The sequence below is a fragment of the Opitutaceae bacterium genome, from assembly GCA_041395105.1.
GTDB lineage: Bacteria > Verrucomicrobiota > Verrucomicrobiia > Opitutales > Opitutaceae > B12-G4.
The window spans coordinates 581,303-595,070 of the sequence record JAWLBB010000002.1 but is presented as its reverse complement, the minus strand read 5'-3'; the positions used below and the strand labels follow the sequence as shown (position 1 = coordinate 595,070).

The 13,768-nt window shown below is 61.5% G+C and carries 9 protein-coding genes; 6 read left to right on the top strand and 3 right to left on the bottom strand.

All coding sequences use genetic code 11. The features are described from left to right. The first annotated feature begins 146 nt into the window (after window positions 1–146). Window positions 147–3,725 carry an FG-GAP-like repeat-containing protein gene (locus R3F07_09330; GenBank protein MEZ5276568.1) on the top strand — a complete coding sequence of 1,193 codons (3,579 nt, stop codon included), beginning with the start codon at window positions 147–149 and terminating at the stop codon, window positions 3,723–3,725. A 103-nt stretch (window positions 3,726–3,828) separates the two neighbouring features. On the opposite strand, the gene meaB is transcribed toward R3F07_09330, so the two are convergent. The 3 genes from meaB to R3F07_09315 form a co-directional block, all read right to left on the bottom strand. Next, on the bottom strand, window positions 3,829–4,929 hold the full coding sequence (gene meaB, locus R3F07_09325; GenBank protein ID MEZ5276567.1) for a methylmalonyl Co-A mutase-associated GTPase MeaB: 1,101 nt from the start codon (window positions 4,927–4,929) through the stop codon (window positions 3,829–3,831). A 175-nt stretch (window positions 4,930–5,104) separates the two neighbouring features. Then, a complete protein-coding gene (scpA, locus tag R3F07_09320; protein ID MEZ5276566.1) occupies window positions 5,105–7,285 on the bottom strand; it encodes a methylmalonyl-CoA mutase in 2,181 nt (726 codons plus the stop codon). Further along, window positions 7,282–9,450, bottom strand: coding sequence for a methylmalonyl-CoA mutase family protein (locus tag R3F07_09315; GenBank protein ID MEZ5276565.1), 2,169 nt, complete (start codon window positions 9,448–9,450; stop codon window positions 7,282–7,284). The genes scpA and R3F07_09315 overlap by 4 nt, the downstream gene beginning before the upstream one ends. A gap of 177 nt (window positions 9,451–9,627) precedes the next feature. Between R3F07_09315 and mce the strand changes: the two genes are divergently transcribed. From mce to R3F07_09290, 5 genes are read left to right on the top strand one after another with little or no spacing between them, the layout of a single operon-like run. Then, window positions 9,628–10,110, top strand: a complete 483-nt coding sequence (gene mce, locus R3F07_09310) for a methylmalonyl-CoA epimerase (protein MEZ5276564.1) — start codon at window positions 9,628–9,630, stop codon at window positions 10,108–10,110. Between the two features lie 12 nt (window positions 10,111–10,122). After that, entirely contained in the window at window positions 10,123–11,676 is a 1,554-nt protein-coding gene (locus R3F07_09305; GenBank protein ID MEZ5276563.1) for an acyl-CoA carboxylase subunit beta, read from the top strand. A 14-nt stretch (window positions 11,677–11,690) separates the two neighbouring features. Next, window positions 11,691–12,044 carry an OadG family protein gene (locus tag R3F07_09300; GenBank protein ID MEZ5276562.1) on the top strand — a complete coding sequence of 118 codons (354 nt, stop codon included), beginning with the start codon at window positions 11,691–11,693 and terminating at the stop codon, window positions 12,042–12,044. Between the two features lie 15 nt (window positions 12,045–12,059). Further along, entirely contained in the window at window positions 12,060–12,449 is a 390-nt protein-coding gene (locus R3F07_09295; protein MEZ5276561.1) for a biotin/lipoyl-containing protein, read from the top strand. Between the two features lie 21 nt (window positions 12,450–12,470). Further along, the gene (locus tag R3F07_09290; GenBank protein MEZ5276560.1) at window positions 12,471–13,718 is read left to right on the top strand and encodes a sodium ion-translocating decarboxylase subunit beta; all 1,248 of its coding nucleotides are present in this window, start codon (window positions 12,471–12,473) and stop codon (window positions 13,716–13,718) included. Window positions 13,719–13,768: the final 50 nt, after the last annotated feature.

Genomic DNA, 13,768 nt, shown 5'->3' with positions numbered 1-13,768 from the left:
CTTCGCCGACACTACGCCGCGACAAGCCGGGGCGGCTGCACCCGGCGGCCGAACGTCCTACAGAGTCGGAATAACTCTGTCGCTTCGCAGATTACGGTTGGATCTCTCCGTGAAATTGCTGAGAATAGCGGATTCCACCTACCCTCATGAAGACCGTATCCCAACGTTCAGCTCTGGCCTTCTGTGCCGGAATCCTCATTGCCCAGCATACTCTGTTCGCCGGAGCCAGCGCGAATCTGGAATCCACGCCCTTTGCAGCCCGAAGCGGTCCGGGGGAGGGCATGGGCTTTTCCCTGATCCCGCCTGAGGTATCCGGCCTCCGGAATGAAAATCCCTATGATGATCCGCGGATGTGGGGTGCGCTCTACACTGAGTTCTCCGCCGGGGCGATCGGAACCGGCGTGGCCGTAGCCGATGTGGACAGGGACGGTTGGGTGGATCTCTATATTGTCAACAAGTGTCGCCCGAATCAGCTCTTCCGACAGGTGGCACCATTCAGGTTCGAGGATGTGACGGCGGAGGCGGGCGTGGCCGGACCGGTCGACGACGCCTGGAAGACCGGGGCGACCTTTGCCGATGTCAACAACGACGGATTTCCCGACCTCTACGTCTGCCGTTTCAATGCGCCCAATCTTCTTTTCCTCAACGACGGGAATGGAGTCTTCACCGAGGCCGCCGCGGAGGCGGGGCTCGATCTGGTATCGGGCAGCGTGGTCGGCGCCTTCGAGGATTACGACCGGGACGGGTGGCTCGATGTCTTTGTCGCGGCCAACGTCCTTAACGCCACGGCTTCCCCGGACGGGGAGGTCTCGCATCTCTACAGAAACCGTGGCGACGGCACTTTTGAGGACGTCTCCGTTCCCGCGGGTATCTCCCGAGACCCCGCCCACACCCATTCGGCGAACTGGTTCGACGCTAACGGCGACGGCTGGGCCGACCTCTACATCGCCAATGATTTCTCCGCACCCGATTTCCTGTATCGGAATAACGGGGATGGAACATTCACCGAGGTGACGGCATCGGCGCTCGCCCACATCCCATGGTTTTCCATGGGCTCGGATGCAGCCGACATCAACAATGACGGGCTCTTCGATTTCATCGTGGCCGACATGGCCGGCACCACCCATTTCAAGTCAAAGGTCACCATGGGCGACATGGGCGGGCTGGTCGATTACATGGACATGCTGGTCACCCCGCAGTATATGAAGAACGCGGTCTTCGTTAACTCCGGAACCGACCGGTTCTGGGAAGTGGCCAAAATGACCGGGATGAGCAGCACCGACTGGACCTGGTCCCTGAGGTTTGAGGACCTGGACAACGACGGCTGGGTCGATCTCCACGTGACCAACGGGATGGTTCGCAGCTTCACCAATTCCGACCTTCTCAACGTGATGAAGACTCTGGGCAGTCAGGAAGAGCGGGCCGCGGTCATGAAGGCCAGTCCGCCGTTGAACGAGACCAACCTGACCTTCCGCAATCTCGGCGACCTGCGATTCCAGAAGGTGCAGAAGGAATGGGGGCTCGATCATACCGGGGTCAGCTATGGTTCGGCCCTGGCGGACTTCGACCGGGACGGCGATCTCGACCTGGTCTACACCAACGTGGATGCTCCGGTCAGCCTTTACCGGAATGACGGAGCGAAAGGACACTCGATCACCATCCGGCTCAAGGGAACATCCGACAATCGATTCGGAATGGGCGCGCAGGCTGTCATCCATACGGCCAACGGCGTACAGACGCGCCGCCTCACGGTGGCCCGCGGCGCGCTCTCCTCCTCGGAGCCCATCATGCATTTCGGCCTCGGTGACGAAGGGGTGGTGACGCAGCTCGAGATCCACTGGCCGAATGGGCAGATCCAGACATTCCACGACCTTCCGGCCGGTCATCAATACGTGATCACGGAGCCGAACGATCGTCCAGTTGAGCCGGCGCCTGCGGTGGAGAGCCGTCCGGTGACTGGCGGACTCTTTGCCGACCAGGCCAAGGCGATCGGTATCGACTTTGTGAACACGGAACGCGTCTTCAACGATATGGTCCGGCAGTCACTTCTGCCCCATCGGATGAACACGCTGGGCGGAGGCATGGCCTGGGGTGATGCCGACGGCGACGGGTCGGCCGATCTGTTCCTGGCAGGGGCGGCGGGTGTGGCGGGCGCACTCTTCCTCAACGACGGGAACGGACACTTTGCCCGATCGCCTCATGCCCAACCCTGGGACGCATCGACCGAACTGGAGGAAATGGCGGCTGTCTGGGTCGATCTCAACGTGGATGGCGCTCTCGATCTGGTCGTCAGTTCCGGAAGCGTTGAAGCGGAGCCGGGAAGTGATCTCTACCGTAGCCGGGTCTATCTCAATGACGGTCAGGGGCGGTTTTCGGAAGTTCCGGCGGGCGGTCTGAAGATGCCCTCTTTCAGTGCCGGGGTTGTCACGGCGGCCGACTACGACCTGGATGGCGATCTCGATCTGTTCATTGGCGGACGGGTTGTTCCGGGTGAATACCCGACGGCGCCTGTCTCCGTCCTTCTGGAAAACCGGGACGGAAACCTGGTTGACGTGACTTCGGCCATCTGTCCGCAGTTGGAGCGGATTGGCATGGTCACAGCCGCGCTCTGGACGGATGTGGACCGGGATGGCCGCCCGGATCTGCTTCTTGCCGGTGAGTGGATGTCGCTCCGACTCTTCCTGAACCAGGAGCCCTTTCTGGAAGCGACTGCCGAAGCGGGCCTCGATCAGGTCACAGGTTGGTGGAATTCCCTCGCGGCTGCCGACCTCAATCGGGATGGGGCCATCGACTATATCGCCGGAAACGTCGGACTGAACACCAAGTACCACGCTTCGGCTGAGCACCCGGCGCAGATCTACTACGTCGATTTCGAAGGCACCGGCCGCCCACAAATCATCGAAGGGAAATTTGAAGGGGAGAATCTCTATCCCGTCCGTGGGCGCAGCTGCAGCTCGCTCGCGATGCCGAGTCTGAAGGAGAAGTTTCCGACCTTCAATGAGTTCGCCAGCGCCCTGCTGCCTGAAATCTACACTCCGGAAAAGCTTGATGGTTCGCTTCACCTGAGCGCGAACGAACTGGCCTCAGGCGTTTTCCTCAACGACGGTTCGGGCCATTTTGCCTTTAGGCCCCTTCCGCGGATGGCCCAGACCGCACCGGTCTTTGGCGTGGTGGCGGCGGACTTCACCGGGGATGGGCAGACCGATTTGTTTCTGGCCCAGAACTTCAATGGGCCGCAGGTCGAGACCGGTCGCTATGACGGAGGGCTCAGCCTGATTCTGGTCGGCGACGGGACCGGCGGATTCGTCCCGATGACGCCGGCGCAAAGTGGAATAGCCATAAGCGGCGAGGGCAGGGCGGCCACCCTTGGCGATTGGAATCTTGACGGGTGGCCTGATCTGATGGTCACCCGGACCAATGAACCGGTACTCGCCCTGACTCACCGGGGGTCGGTGGCGGCTGGTTCTTTTTCCGTCGCCCTGAAGGGTTCGACGGGCAACCCGTCCGCAGTGGGGGCGCGAATCACCGCGCACTTCGAGGATGGTTCGGTGGAGTCCGCTGAGATCAACTCGGGATCCGGCTATCTGTCTCAATCCGAACCGGTCGTTTTCTTTGGCTATGCGCTGGCCAATCCACCGGTCTCGATAGACGTGAACTGGCCTGATGGTTCGGAAAGCACCCATCCGTTTGTTCGAGGGGTCCCGCGGATGGTTTTGTCGCGTTAAGCAGGATCCGGTTTGGTGCCACCTGAAATGGAGCACCCGGCTAAGCACGTTGGAGCGGGTGCGACGTGCAACTCACGCGCCAGTTTTCGGGGCGTGATGCAGCCTACCGGGGCCAGGCGGCGTCAAGCAGTCTCTCGACCGCGGTCGCGACGGGAAGGGTGCCGGCGGCCACTTCCTTCTCCAGGGACTCCCGGATGGCGGCAACGGAAGGGTGATGGAGGAAGCGCGACTGCAGTTCGTCCGTGACCAGCGTCCGCATCCATTCGAGGAGCTGGTGCCGTCTTCGCTTTTCAAATACACCGGACCGGAGTCCCCGTTCCCGGAATTCCCCGATCATCGTCCAGACCTCGGCGATGCCTTCGCCGGTCAACGATGAACAGGTCGTCGCCCGGGTCGTCCAGCCGTCGGTGGCCGGATGGAGGTAGTGGAGGGCGTTGGCGTACTCGCGCCGGGTGTTGGCCGCCTTCTGCTTGTTGTCGCCGTCCGCCTTGTTGATGACGATGGCATCGGCCAGTTCGATGACCCCTTTCTTGATGCCCTGCAGTTCGTCGCCCGCTCCGGTCAGGGCGAGGAGGAGGAAGAAGTCCACCATGGAGCGGACGGTGACTTCGCTCTGGCCGACCCCGACCGTTTCGATCAGGATGACGTCGAAGCCGGCGGCCTCACAGAGAAGGAGGGTTTCCCGGCTCTTGCGAGTGACTCCGCCGAGATGACCGCTGGACGGCGATGGTCGGATGAAGCAATCCGGTTCGCGCGAAAGAAATTCCATGCGCGTCTTGTCTCCGAGAATGCTCCCGCGGGTGAGGGAACTGCTGGGATCGATCGCCAGGACGGCCACCCGATGGCCGGAGCGGCAGAGATGAAGACCGAATGCCTCGATGAAGGTACTCTTGCCGACACCGGGGACTCCGGTGATGCCGATGCGGACAGCCCGGCCGGTACGGGGCATGATGGCGGTGAGAACCTCCTGGGCCTGATGGAAATGACCCGGGGCATCGCTCTCGACCAGGGTGATCGCACGGGCGAGGATGGTGCGGTCGCCCGACTCGATCCCGCGGATATAGTCGGCAGTGGCGAGCTTGCGGCGCCTGGTTCTCACTCCACTGGCCGATCCGGAGGGTCCGGAAGGGGGCACGATGCGGACCGCGAACTCCGGACCAGCGTCCGGCGGGGACCAGTCGGGACGGGTCGGATCAGGCTTCATGGTCAATTCGGAGGAACTTCAGTATCGTATTCGTCATCGTGGAGCGCGGCGGACCTGAACCCGGGCAAGCGCGGCATCGCCGCTGTGTCGGCCTTCATGCAGGTCGCATGGACACTTCGACACAGCGAAGTGGCTACATCAACCGGATTTCAGAACAATCTCCCGAAGAATCGTCCTAATCTTCCAGGCGCTTCTCCAGTTCCTCAAGGATCTTGCGGGCCGCGGTCGGGATGACGGTGCCCGGGCCGAAGATAGCGGCGGCACCGTTTTCGAGGAGGAAGTCATAATCCTGGGAGGGGATGACTCCGCCGACGATGACCATGATATCCTCGCGGCCGAGCTTCTTCAGTTCGGCGATCAATTGGGGAAGGAGGGTCTTGTGACCGGCGGCGAGGGAACTCATCCCGATGACATGGGCGTCGTTTTCAACCGCCTGCCGGGCGGTCTCTTCCGGTGTCTGGAAGAGGGGTCCGATATCGACATCGAATCCGAGATCGGCGTAGGCGGTCGCGACCACCTTGGCGCCCCGGTCGTGGCCATCCTGGCCCATCTTGGCGATGAGAATGCGGGGACGCCGGCCTTCACGGGCGGCGAACGCATCGGTCATTTGCTGTATGTCCTTGATCTGGCCCTCCTCTCCGAATTCTCGGCTATAGACGCCGGTGATGGATCGAATAGTGGCTTTGTGCCGTCCGTAGACTTTTTCCAGTGCGTCGGAGATCTCTCCGAGTGAAGCACGATTCCTGGCTGCTTCGATCGCCAGGGCGAGCAGATTCCCTTTCCCGGTGCGGGCGGCGTCGGTCAGGGCGTCGAGGTTCCGGCGGACGGCCGCATTGTCGCGTTCGTTGCGCAATCTGGCCAGGCGCTTGACCTGGGATTCCCGGACGGCGGAGTTGTCGACCTCGAGGATTTCGATGGGATCCTCCTGTTCGAGACGGAATTTATTGACGCCGACGATGGTTTCCCGGCCGCTGTCGATTCGGGCCTGCCGGCGGGCGGCGGCTTCTTCGATGCGCATCTTGGGCAGACCGGTCTCAATGGCCTTGGCCATCCCGCCAAGCTTCTCGACTTCCCGAATATGGGCCCACCCTTTCTCGATGAGGGCCCGGGTCAGGGCTTCGACATAATAGCTTCCGCCCCACGGATCAATCACCTTGCAGATGCCGGTCTCGTTCTGGAGGTAGAGCTGGGTGTTGCGGGCGATCCGGGCGGAAAAGTCAGTCGGCAGGGCGATTGCTTCATCGAGGGCGTTGGTATGGAGGGATTGGGTGTGTCCGAGAGCCGCGGCCATCGCCTCGATGCAGGTCCGGGCCACATTGTTGTAGGGATCCTGTTCGGTCAGGCTCCAGCCCGAAGTCTGGGAGTGGGTGCGCAGGGCGAGCGACTTGGCGTTCTTCGGATTGAACTGCTTGATGAGCTTGGCCCAGAGCACGCGGGCGGCCCGCATCTTGGCCACTTCCATGAAGTAATTCTTGCCCTGGGCCCAGAAGAAGGAGAGGCGGGGTGCGAAGGCGTCGATGTCAATCCCGGCGGCAAGTCCGGCTCGGGCGTATTCGAGTCCGTCGGCCAGGGTGTAGGCCATCTCGAGGTCGGCGGTGGCTCCCGCCTCCTGCATATGGTAACCGGAAATGGAGATGGAATTGAACTTCGGCATCTCCTTCGAAGTGAAGGCGAAAATGTCCGCAATGATCCGCATCGAAGGGAGGGGCGGATAGATGTAGGTGTTGCGGACCATGTATTCCTTCAGGATATCGTTCTGGATGGTGCCGGCCAGCTGGTCCAGGGAGGCGCCCTGCTCGAGAGCGGCCACGATATAGAAGGCGAGGATGGGAAGAACCGCCCCGTTCATCGTCATGGACACGGAGACCCGATCGAGCGGGATCCGGTCGAAGAGGATCTCCATGTCGAGAATGGAGTCGATGGCCACACCGGCCTTGCCCACGTCTCCCACGACCCGGGGGTGATCGGAATCATAACCGCGGTGGGTGGCCAGGTCGAAGGCCACGGAAAGCCCCTTCTGGCCGGCCGCGAGGTTGCGGCGGTAGAAGGCATTCGACTCCTCGGCGGTGGAGAATCCGGCATATTGGCGGACCGTCCACGGCCGGGTCACATACATGGTGGCGTAGGGGCCGCGCAGATACGGAGGAATGCCCGCGGTGTAACCGATGTGCTCGGCCTCGCTGATGTCGTCGGCCGTATAGAGGTTCTTCACCTCGATCTGCTCCATCGTCTGCCAGACGGCGTCCTCCGGTGAACGACCGACTTCGGACTCGAACTTGGCGCGCCATTCATCGTAGGTCGGCTGCTGGACCGCGCCCCGGTAGTCGATCCGGGTGAAATCGGGCAGGGGTTTCATGCCAGCACCCCCAGTTTGATCAGAAGTTGTTCGAGCATGGCCTGGTTGTTCACTTTCACGTTGATATAGTCGTCCACTCCGATCGTGGCCCAGCGTTCGCCGTTTTCCCCGGGGCTGCCGGCGACCAGGACGGTGGCCCGGTCGATCGCCCGCTTGATGGAGGGCACGAGAACCGGCACGGTTTCCGCATAAGTGTCGTCGACCGAAGTGATGACGACGATGCGGGCTCCGGACTCGACCGCGGCCCGGGTTGCCTCCTCGGGCGTGGTGAAGTCGCGATCGGCGATGACCTCGAATCCGCCGCTCTGGAAGAAACCGGTCGTCCAGTCGGCCCGGGCGCGATAGGTCCGGGAGGGGCCGATATTGGCCTGGAAAACCTTCGGGGCATGTCCGTGCTTTTCCCGGTGAGTGGCGCAGACGTCGCGGAGTCGCTCATAGCCCTGGGCGAGCCGGTGCATGCGGACTCTTGGGGCGGAAGGATGGTCCTCGTCGCCCGCCCGGATGGTCCGGGAAATCTCGCCCGCAGTCGCTCCGTTGAGGACGGCGTCGATCGCGGCATTGAGCGCGTGGCTTGGTTTGCTCTCCAGCAGGATGTTCAACCGGGAGAGAACCGAGGTGTGGTTGTTGGCGCTGCCCGAGGTCCGGTAGTTTTCCACCTCGCGGCTGCGGCGACGGTGAATGGCGGCGTAGTCGGGAAGCTTCAGATCGAGGGGCCGGGCCTGGGCATCGGGATAGAGGTTGGTTCCGACCAGGACGTCGCGACGGCGGGCGACGGCCTCGGCCCGGGCGGCCGCCGTCCTGGCGATGGCTTTCTGGGGAATGCCCTCGCGAAGGGCCCGGGCCATGCCGCCGACGCGCTCGATCTCCTGGAATTCGGACCAGGCTTTCCGGGCCACCTGATCGGTCAGCCATTCCACATACCAGGAACCACCGGCCGGATCGGTCACCTTGGAGAGGTCGCATTCCTCCGCGAGGATGACCTGGATATTGCGGGCCAGGCGGCGGGAGAAGTGATCGGGAACACGGAACGTTTCGTCGAAGGCGCCCACATGCATCCCATCCGTCCCGCCGATCACGGCGGAGAAGGCCTCCGTCGTCGTCCGCAACAGATTCACGAAGGGATCGTGAAGGGTCTTGTTGTGGATCGAGGTGCGGCAGTGGATATGGAGGCGGGCGTCCTGGGGGGAGCCCCCGAAGGACTCGATCACCTGTGACCAGAGAAGGCGGACTGCCCTCAACTTGGCCACCTCCATGAAGAATTGGGAGCCGACCGAGAGGCTGAATCGCATCCGGGCCCCGATCGACTCGATGGTGAGACCCCGTTTGAGCATCTCGCGGATGTATTCCGCCCCGGTGGCAATGACGCAGGCCAGTTCCTGAACCGCACTGCCACCTCCATCGTGGTAGGGGTGCCCCTGGACCGTGATGGTCTGGAGGCCCCGGGCACGTTCTTCCGCGAAACGGGTCACTGCCACCATATCACGATAGGCCAGATTGAGGGAAACGGGCAGATTGCCTCTCCAGGCCAGGGTGCCGAGCGGATCGATTTCAATGCATCCGCGGATGGCGGCGTAATCGATGCCCCGTCTCCTTGCATAGGCGAGGAAAAGGGCAGTCATCGGCAGGGCGAAGGCTCCGGTGCGCAGGTAGATGGAGATCATCGGCAGGTTGATGCCGGAAAAGGCCGTTTCCATGTCGGCCAGGGTGGCGAGGGAGACCCCGCAGCCGCCCACTTCTCCGATGTGCGCATCGTCGGGGTCTCGTCCGTTCTGGGTGGCCAGATCAACGAGGACGTTCAGTTCCGACTGTCCCCGCTCCAGCTCGCCGAGGGCGGTCTGATTGAACTCCTCGGGTGTGCTGCAGGGAAGTTCCTGGGATATCTCCCATGGGTGATCCAGGTAGCCACGGGCGCGGTAGCCCCGGGAATAACCGCTGAATCCGGGCATTTCTCCGAGATGGGGCAGGTCCCGGGTATCCTCCGGGTTGAAGATCGGGCGCAGCTCAATGCCCTCGTAGGTCCGGCTGTGAAGAACCTTTTCGAAAGGAGCGCCTTTGAGGAGGGACTCCGCCGCCCGGCGCCATTCCTCGTAGGAATTCGGGGGAAAGTCCGCGCGCAACTCGGGGCTCTCGGCGACGGTCGTGTCTGGATCTGGATCGAATTTCATGGTCTTGTTGCGTCCGGAGTTTACCATAGCGGAGCTACGCATGAAGTAATCATCATAGGACAAGATGTGCGCAGACGAAGAGGCCTCCGATCGCATATAACATGCCCGCCATGACCACTGATTCGTCGCATTCCTGCAGCCAAAGCAACTTTCCCCGGTTGTCGATGGCCAATTCGGATGGAAATGCCTTTGACGGTCGGGCAATTAGCAACGCTAATAGCTGACTCTGGACTGAATTTCTGCATGATAACGAAAATCGACCATCTTGGAATCGCTGTCCGCTCAATCGAGGCGACATCGAAGTATTATGAATCCGCGCTTGGATTGACCTGCGAGCGGATTGAGGAAGTGCCGTCGCAAAAGGTGAAAACGGCGTTCTTTTCGGTTGGGGAGACTCATATCGAGCTGCTCGAACCCACCTCGGAGGACAGCCCGGTGGCGAAGTTTCTGGAGAAGAGCGGCGAAGGGATCCATCACGTGGCCTTTGCGGTGGAAGATGTGCCGGGCCAGTTGCGTCAGGCGGCCGGGGCCGGCGTCCGCCTGATTCACGAGGTGCCAATTGAAGGTGCCGGCGGAAAGCTGGTTGCGTTTCTTCATCCGAAATCCACTTTTGGAGTGCTGACCGAGTTTTGTGCGCCGGTCTCCGGCGCGCACGCCTGAAGGGTTCACGTTATGCCGATTTCGGAGAAATTGCTGAAGGAGTTCCGCGACCGTCGCCAGAAAGCGTTGGCTTCGGGGGGGGAGAAGAAGCTCAAAGCCCGTCATGAGAAGGGGCAGATGGGTGCGCGGGAAAGACTGCTGTCGTTTTTCCAGGAAGGGACCTTCCTGGAGAGCGGGCTGCTGGCGGGGCATGATTGCCACAATTTCGGAATGGGGGACAAGGATTTGCCCTCCGATGGCGTCGTAACCGGGGTTGGCTATATCCACGGAAATCCCGTGGCGGCCTACAGCCAGGATTTCATGGTCGGCGGTGGTGCTCTCGGGAAAATCCATTCCAAGAAGATCTGTGCACTGATGGAGTATGCCATGGAGGCGGGCATGCCCCTGGTTGGGATCCATGATTCGGGCGGGGCCCGGATTCAGGAGGGGGGCTTTTCGCTTTCCGGTTACGGCCAGGTCTTTTTCCGCAATGTCCAGCTGTCGGGGGTGATCCCGCAGATTTCCATCATTGCGGGTCCTTGTGCCGGAGGCGCGGCCTATTCGCCCGCCCTGACCGATTTCATCATCATGACGCGCTCCAACGCGAGCATGTTCATCTGCGGTCCGGAGGTGATCCGGGCGTCGACCGGACAGATCACGACGATGGACGAGATCGGCAGCGCGGCGGCTCATGCCACCATCAGCGGAAACGTTCACTTTGTGGCGGAGGATGACCGGCATGCCCTCGCGCTGGCGGCCAAGCTGCTCTCGTTTCTGCCCGCCAACAATCTGGGGGATCCCCCGCACCGCCTGCCTTCGCAAATCGACATGAGTCCGGATCCCGGACTCAACGAGCTGGTCCCGGAGGATCCGAAGGCGCCGATGGATGTGATCGAGATCATCGCGCGTCTGGTCGACGACGCCGATTTCTTCGAAGTGCACCGCGATTTTGCCCGCAATATCGTCGTCGGATTCGCCCGGATCCAGGGAATCGTGATTGGAATCATTGCCAACCAGCCCAAGGTAAAGGCCGGGACGATCGACATCGACGCCTCGGACAAGGCGTCCCGCTTCATCCGTTTCTGCAATGCCTTCAATATTCCGCTGCTCACCCTGGTGGACGTGCCCGGCTTTCTCCCGGGCGTGGCCCAGGAACGGGGCGGAATCATCCGGCATGGAGCCAAGATGCTCTTCGCCTACGCGGCGGCCACTGTGCCCAAGATCACCGTGATCATGCGCAAGGCCTACGGCGGCGCCTATCTCGCCATGTGCAGCAGCGATATGGGCGCGGATCAGGTTTTCGCCTGGCCGACGGCCGAAATCGCGGTGATGGGCGCGGAGGGGGCGGTCCGGATTCTCTACAAGCGCGAACTCGATGCGGCCGAAGATCGTGAAACCCTCGAAAAGTCCCTGGCGGATGAATACCGCGACAAATTCGCCTCGCCTTACGAGGCGGCCCGTTCGGTTATGATCAATGATGTCATCGAACCCTCCCGGACCCGTGGGGTGGTCGCCTTTGCCCTTCGCAACACCCTGTCCAAGAGAATCACCCGTCCTCCAAAAAAACACGGAAACATCCCGCTATGAACTTCGCTTCCCCTATGATCCTTGCATCCATCGAGACCAGTTTCTGGGAGGACGTGAACTTCCAGTTGGTCGGTTTCATGATCGTCATGATCACCCTGGCGGGTCTCTGGATCGCCCTCGAGCTCATCGGCATGTTCTTCAAATCGGCGGCGAGCCGCCAGGCTCAGGCCGCGGTTCCCGCGACTGCCTCGGTGGAGGAAGAAACGGATCCGGAATTGTATGCCGTCGTTGCTGCGGCCATCGATACGGTTGTCAGCCAACCTCATCAGATCGTCTCGATCAGTCCTCACAGCAGTTCCGGCGGAGGCCAATCGGCCTGGTCAACCGAGGGCCGCAAGGACATCTATCGCTCCCATACCATTCGCTAATCTTCTGAAAAAGCTATGATCCGAAAACTGCGTATTACCGTGGCCGGCAAGGCCTACGACGTCATGGTCGAAGCCCTCGATGATGAGGGTCATCCGGCTTCCTCCGGATCCGGAGCGGGAGCCCGAATTGCCAGTGCGCCCGTCTCGGCGCCGGTATCGACGCCGCCCGCCCGCCCGGCCGTCTCCGCGGCGGCCGGAGCGGTTGTCAGCCCGCTGGCCGGAAAGGTTGTCTCGATCTCGGTAAAGGCTGGCGACGTAGTCAAGGAGGGCGACACGGTTGTCGTCCTCGAAGCAATGAAGATGAACACCTTGGTCACCGCGCTGGGCGCGGGCAGGGTCTCCGAGATCCTGGTCAAGCCGGGAGATGCCGTTGAGGAGGGGCAGGCGTTGGTCAACATCAGTTGAAGATCAATCCCACTACATGTCATGATTGAAGGCCTGCTCAGTTTCTTCAGGGATTCCGGCTTCGGCCTGGTGACCTGGCAAATGCTCGTCATGTGGGTCGTCGTCGGCGTCCTGCTCTATCTGGCCATTGCCAAAGGATTCGAGCCACTCCTCCTGGTGCCGATCGCCTTTGGGGCACTCCTGGCAAACCTGCCGACCCGCGGGCTCATCAGTGTGGAAACCAATGAACAGGGGGTGACGGAAACCTCCTGGTTCAATGTGGAGTCGCAGGTGCTTCATCAGGAATCCGTCATCGTCGACGGAGGTGACGCAGTCGCTCAACACACCAAGGTCAAGCGGATCGAGGGAGGTTTGTTCGACTTCATTTCCCAGGGAATCAAGGTCGAGATTTTCCCACCCCTCATTTTCATGGGGGTCGGTGCATTGACCGACTTCGGTCCCCTGATCGCCAATCCGAGAACGCTTCTGCTGGGCGGGGCCGCGCAGTTCGGCGTTCTCTTCACCTTCATCGGGTCGATCCTCTTCGGTTTCACCGCAAATCAGGCGGCGAGCATCGGGATCATCGGGGGCGCTGACGGCCCGACCGCGATTTTCCTCAGCAACAAGCTTGCACCCGAGCTCCTCGGAGCGATCGCCGTGGCGGCCTACAGTTACATGGCGCTGGTCCCGATGATCCAGCCCCCGATCATGCGATTGCTGACCACGAAGAAGGAACGGAAGATACGCATGAAGAAGCTGCGACCGGTAGGGAAGATGGAGAAACTCGTCTTTGCCCTTCTGGTCACGATTGTCTGCATCCTCCTGGTGCCGGATGCCTCGCCCCTGATCGCCATGCTCATGCTGGGCAATTTCCTGCGCGAGTGCGGAGTCACCCAGCGCCTCCTTTCGGCCGCACAGAACGAGATCATCAACGTGGTGACGATCTTCCTGGGGACGAGTGTCGGTTTGACCATGCAGGGCAGCCGTTTCCTTCAATTTGAGACGATCAAGATCATCCTGCTCGGCGTCATTGCCTTTTCCGTTTCGACCGCGGCCGGAGTGATCGCCGCCAAGATCATGAATCTGTTCAGCCGGAAGAATCCCATCAATCCGCTGATCGGTTCGGCAGGGGTTTCCGCGGTGCCGATGGCGGCGCGGGTGTCTCAGATCGAAGGCCAGCGCGCGGATCCCAACAACTTCCTGCTCATGCACGCCATGGGGCCGAATGTGGCAGGGGTTATCGGCACAGCGGTCATTGCCGGTTATTTCATATCGACGTTGGGGTCCTGACCGGACCCCGCCGTGATGCAGCTGTCCAGGTCGATCAACCGGAGGTCGAT

Excerpts from the sequence above, each read along its gene's own strand:
- R3F07_09330 (MEZ5276568.1), top strand. The coding sequence starts at position 147 with ATGAAGACCGTATCCCAACGTTCAGCTCTGGCCTTCTGTGCCGGAATC.
- meaB (MEZ5276567.1), bottom strand. The coding sequence starts at position 4,929 with ATGAAGCCTGATCCGACCCGTCCCGACTGGTCCCCGCCGGACGCTGGT.
- scpA (MEZ5276566.1), bottom strand. The coding sequence starts at position 7,285 with ATGAAACCCCTGCCCGATTTCACCCGGATCGACTACCGGGGCGCGGTC.
- R3F07_09315 (MEZ5276565.1), bottom strand. The coding sequence starts at position 9,450 with ATGAAATTCGATCCAGATCCAGACACGACCGTCGCCGAGAGCCCCGAG.
- mce (MEZ5276564.1), top strand. The coding sequence starts at position 9,628 with ATGGAAATGCCTTTGACGGTCGGGCAATTAGCAACGCTAATAGCTGAC.
- R3F07_09305 (MEZ5276563.1), top strand. The coding sequence starts at position 10,123 with ATGCCGATTTCGGAGAAATTGCTGAAGGAGTTCCGCGACCGTCGCCAG.
- R3F07_09300 (MEZ5276562.1), top strand. The coding sequence starts at position 11,691 with ATGATCCTTGCATCCATCGAGACCAGTTTCTGGGAGGACGTGAACTTC.
- R3F07_09295 (MEZ5276561.1), top strand. The coding sequence starts at position 12,060 with ATGATCCGAAAACTGCGTATTACCGTGGCCGGCAAGGCCTACGACGTC.
- R3F07_09290 (MEZ5276560.1), top strand. The coding sequence starts at position 12,471 with ATGATTGAAGGCCTGCTCAGTTTCTTCAGGGATTCCGGCTTCGGCCTG.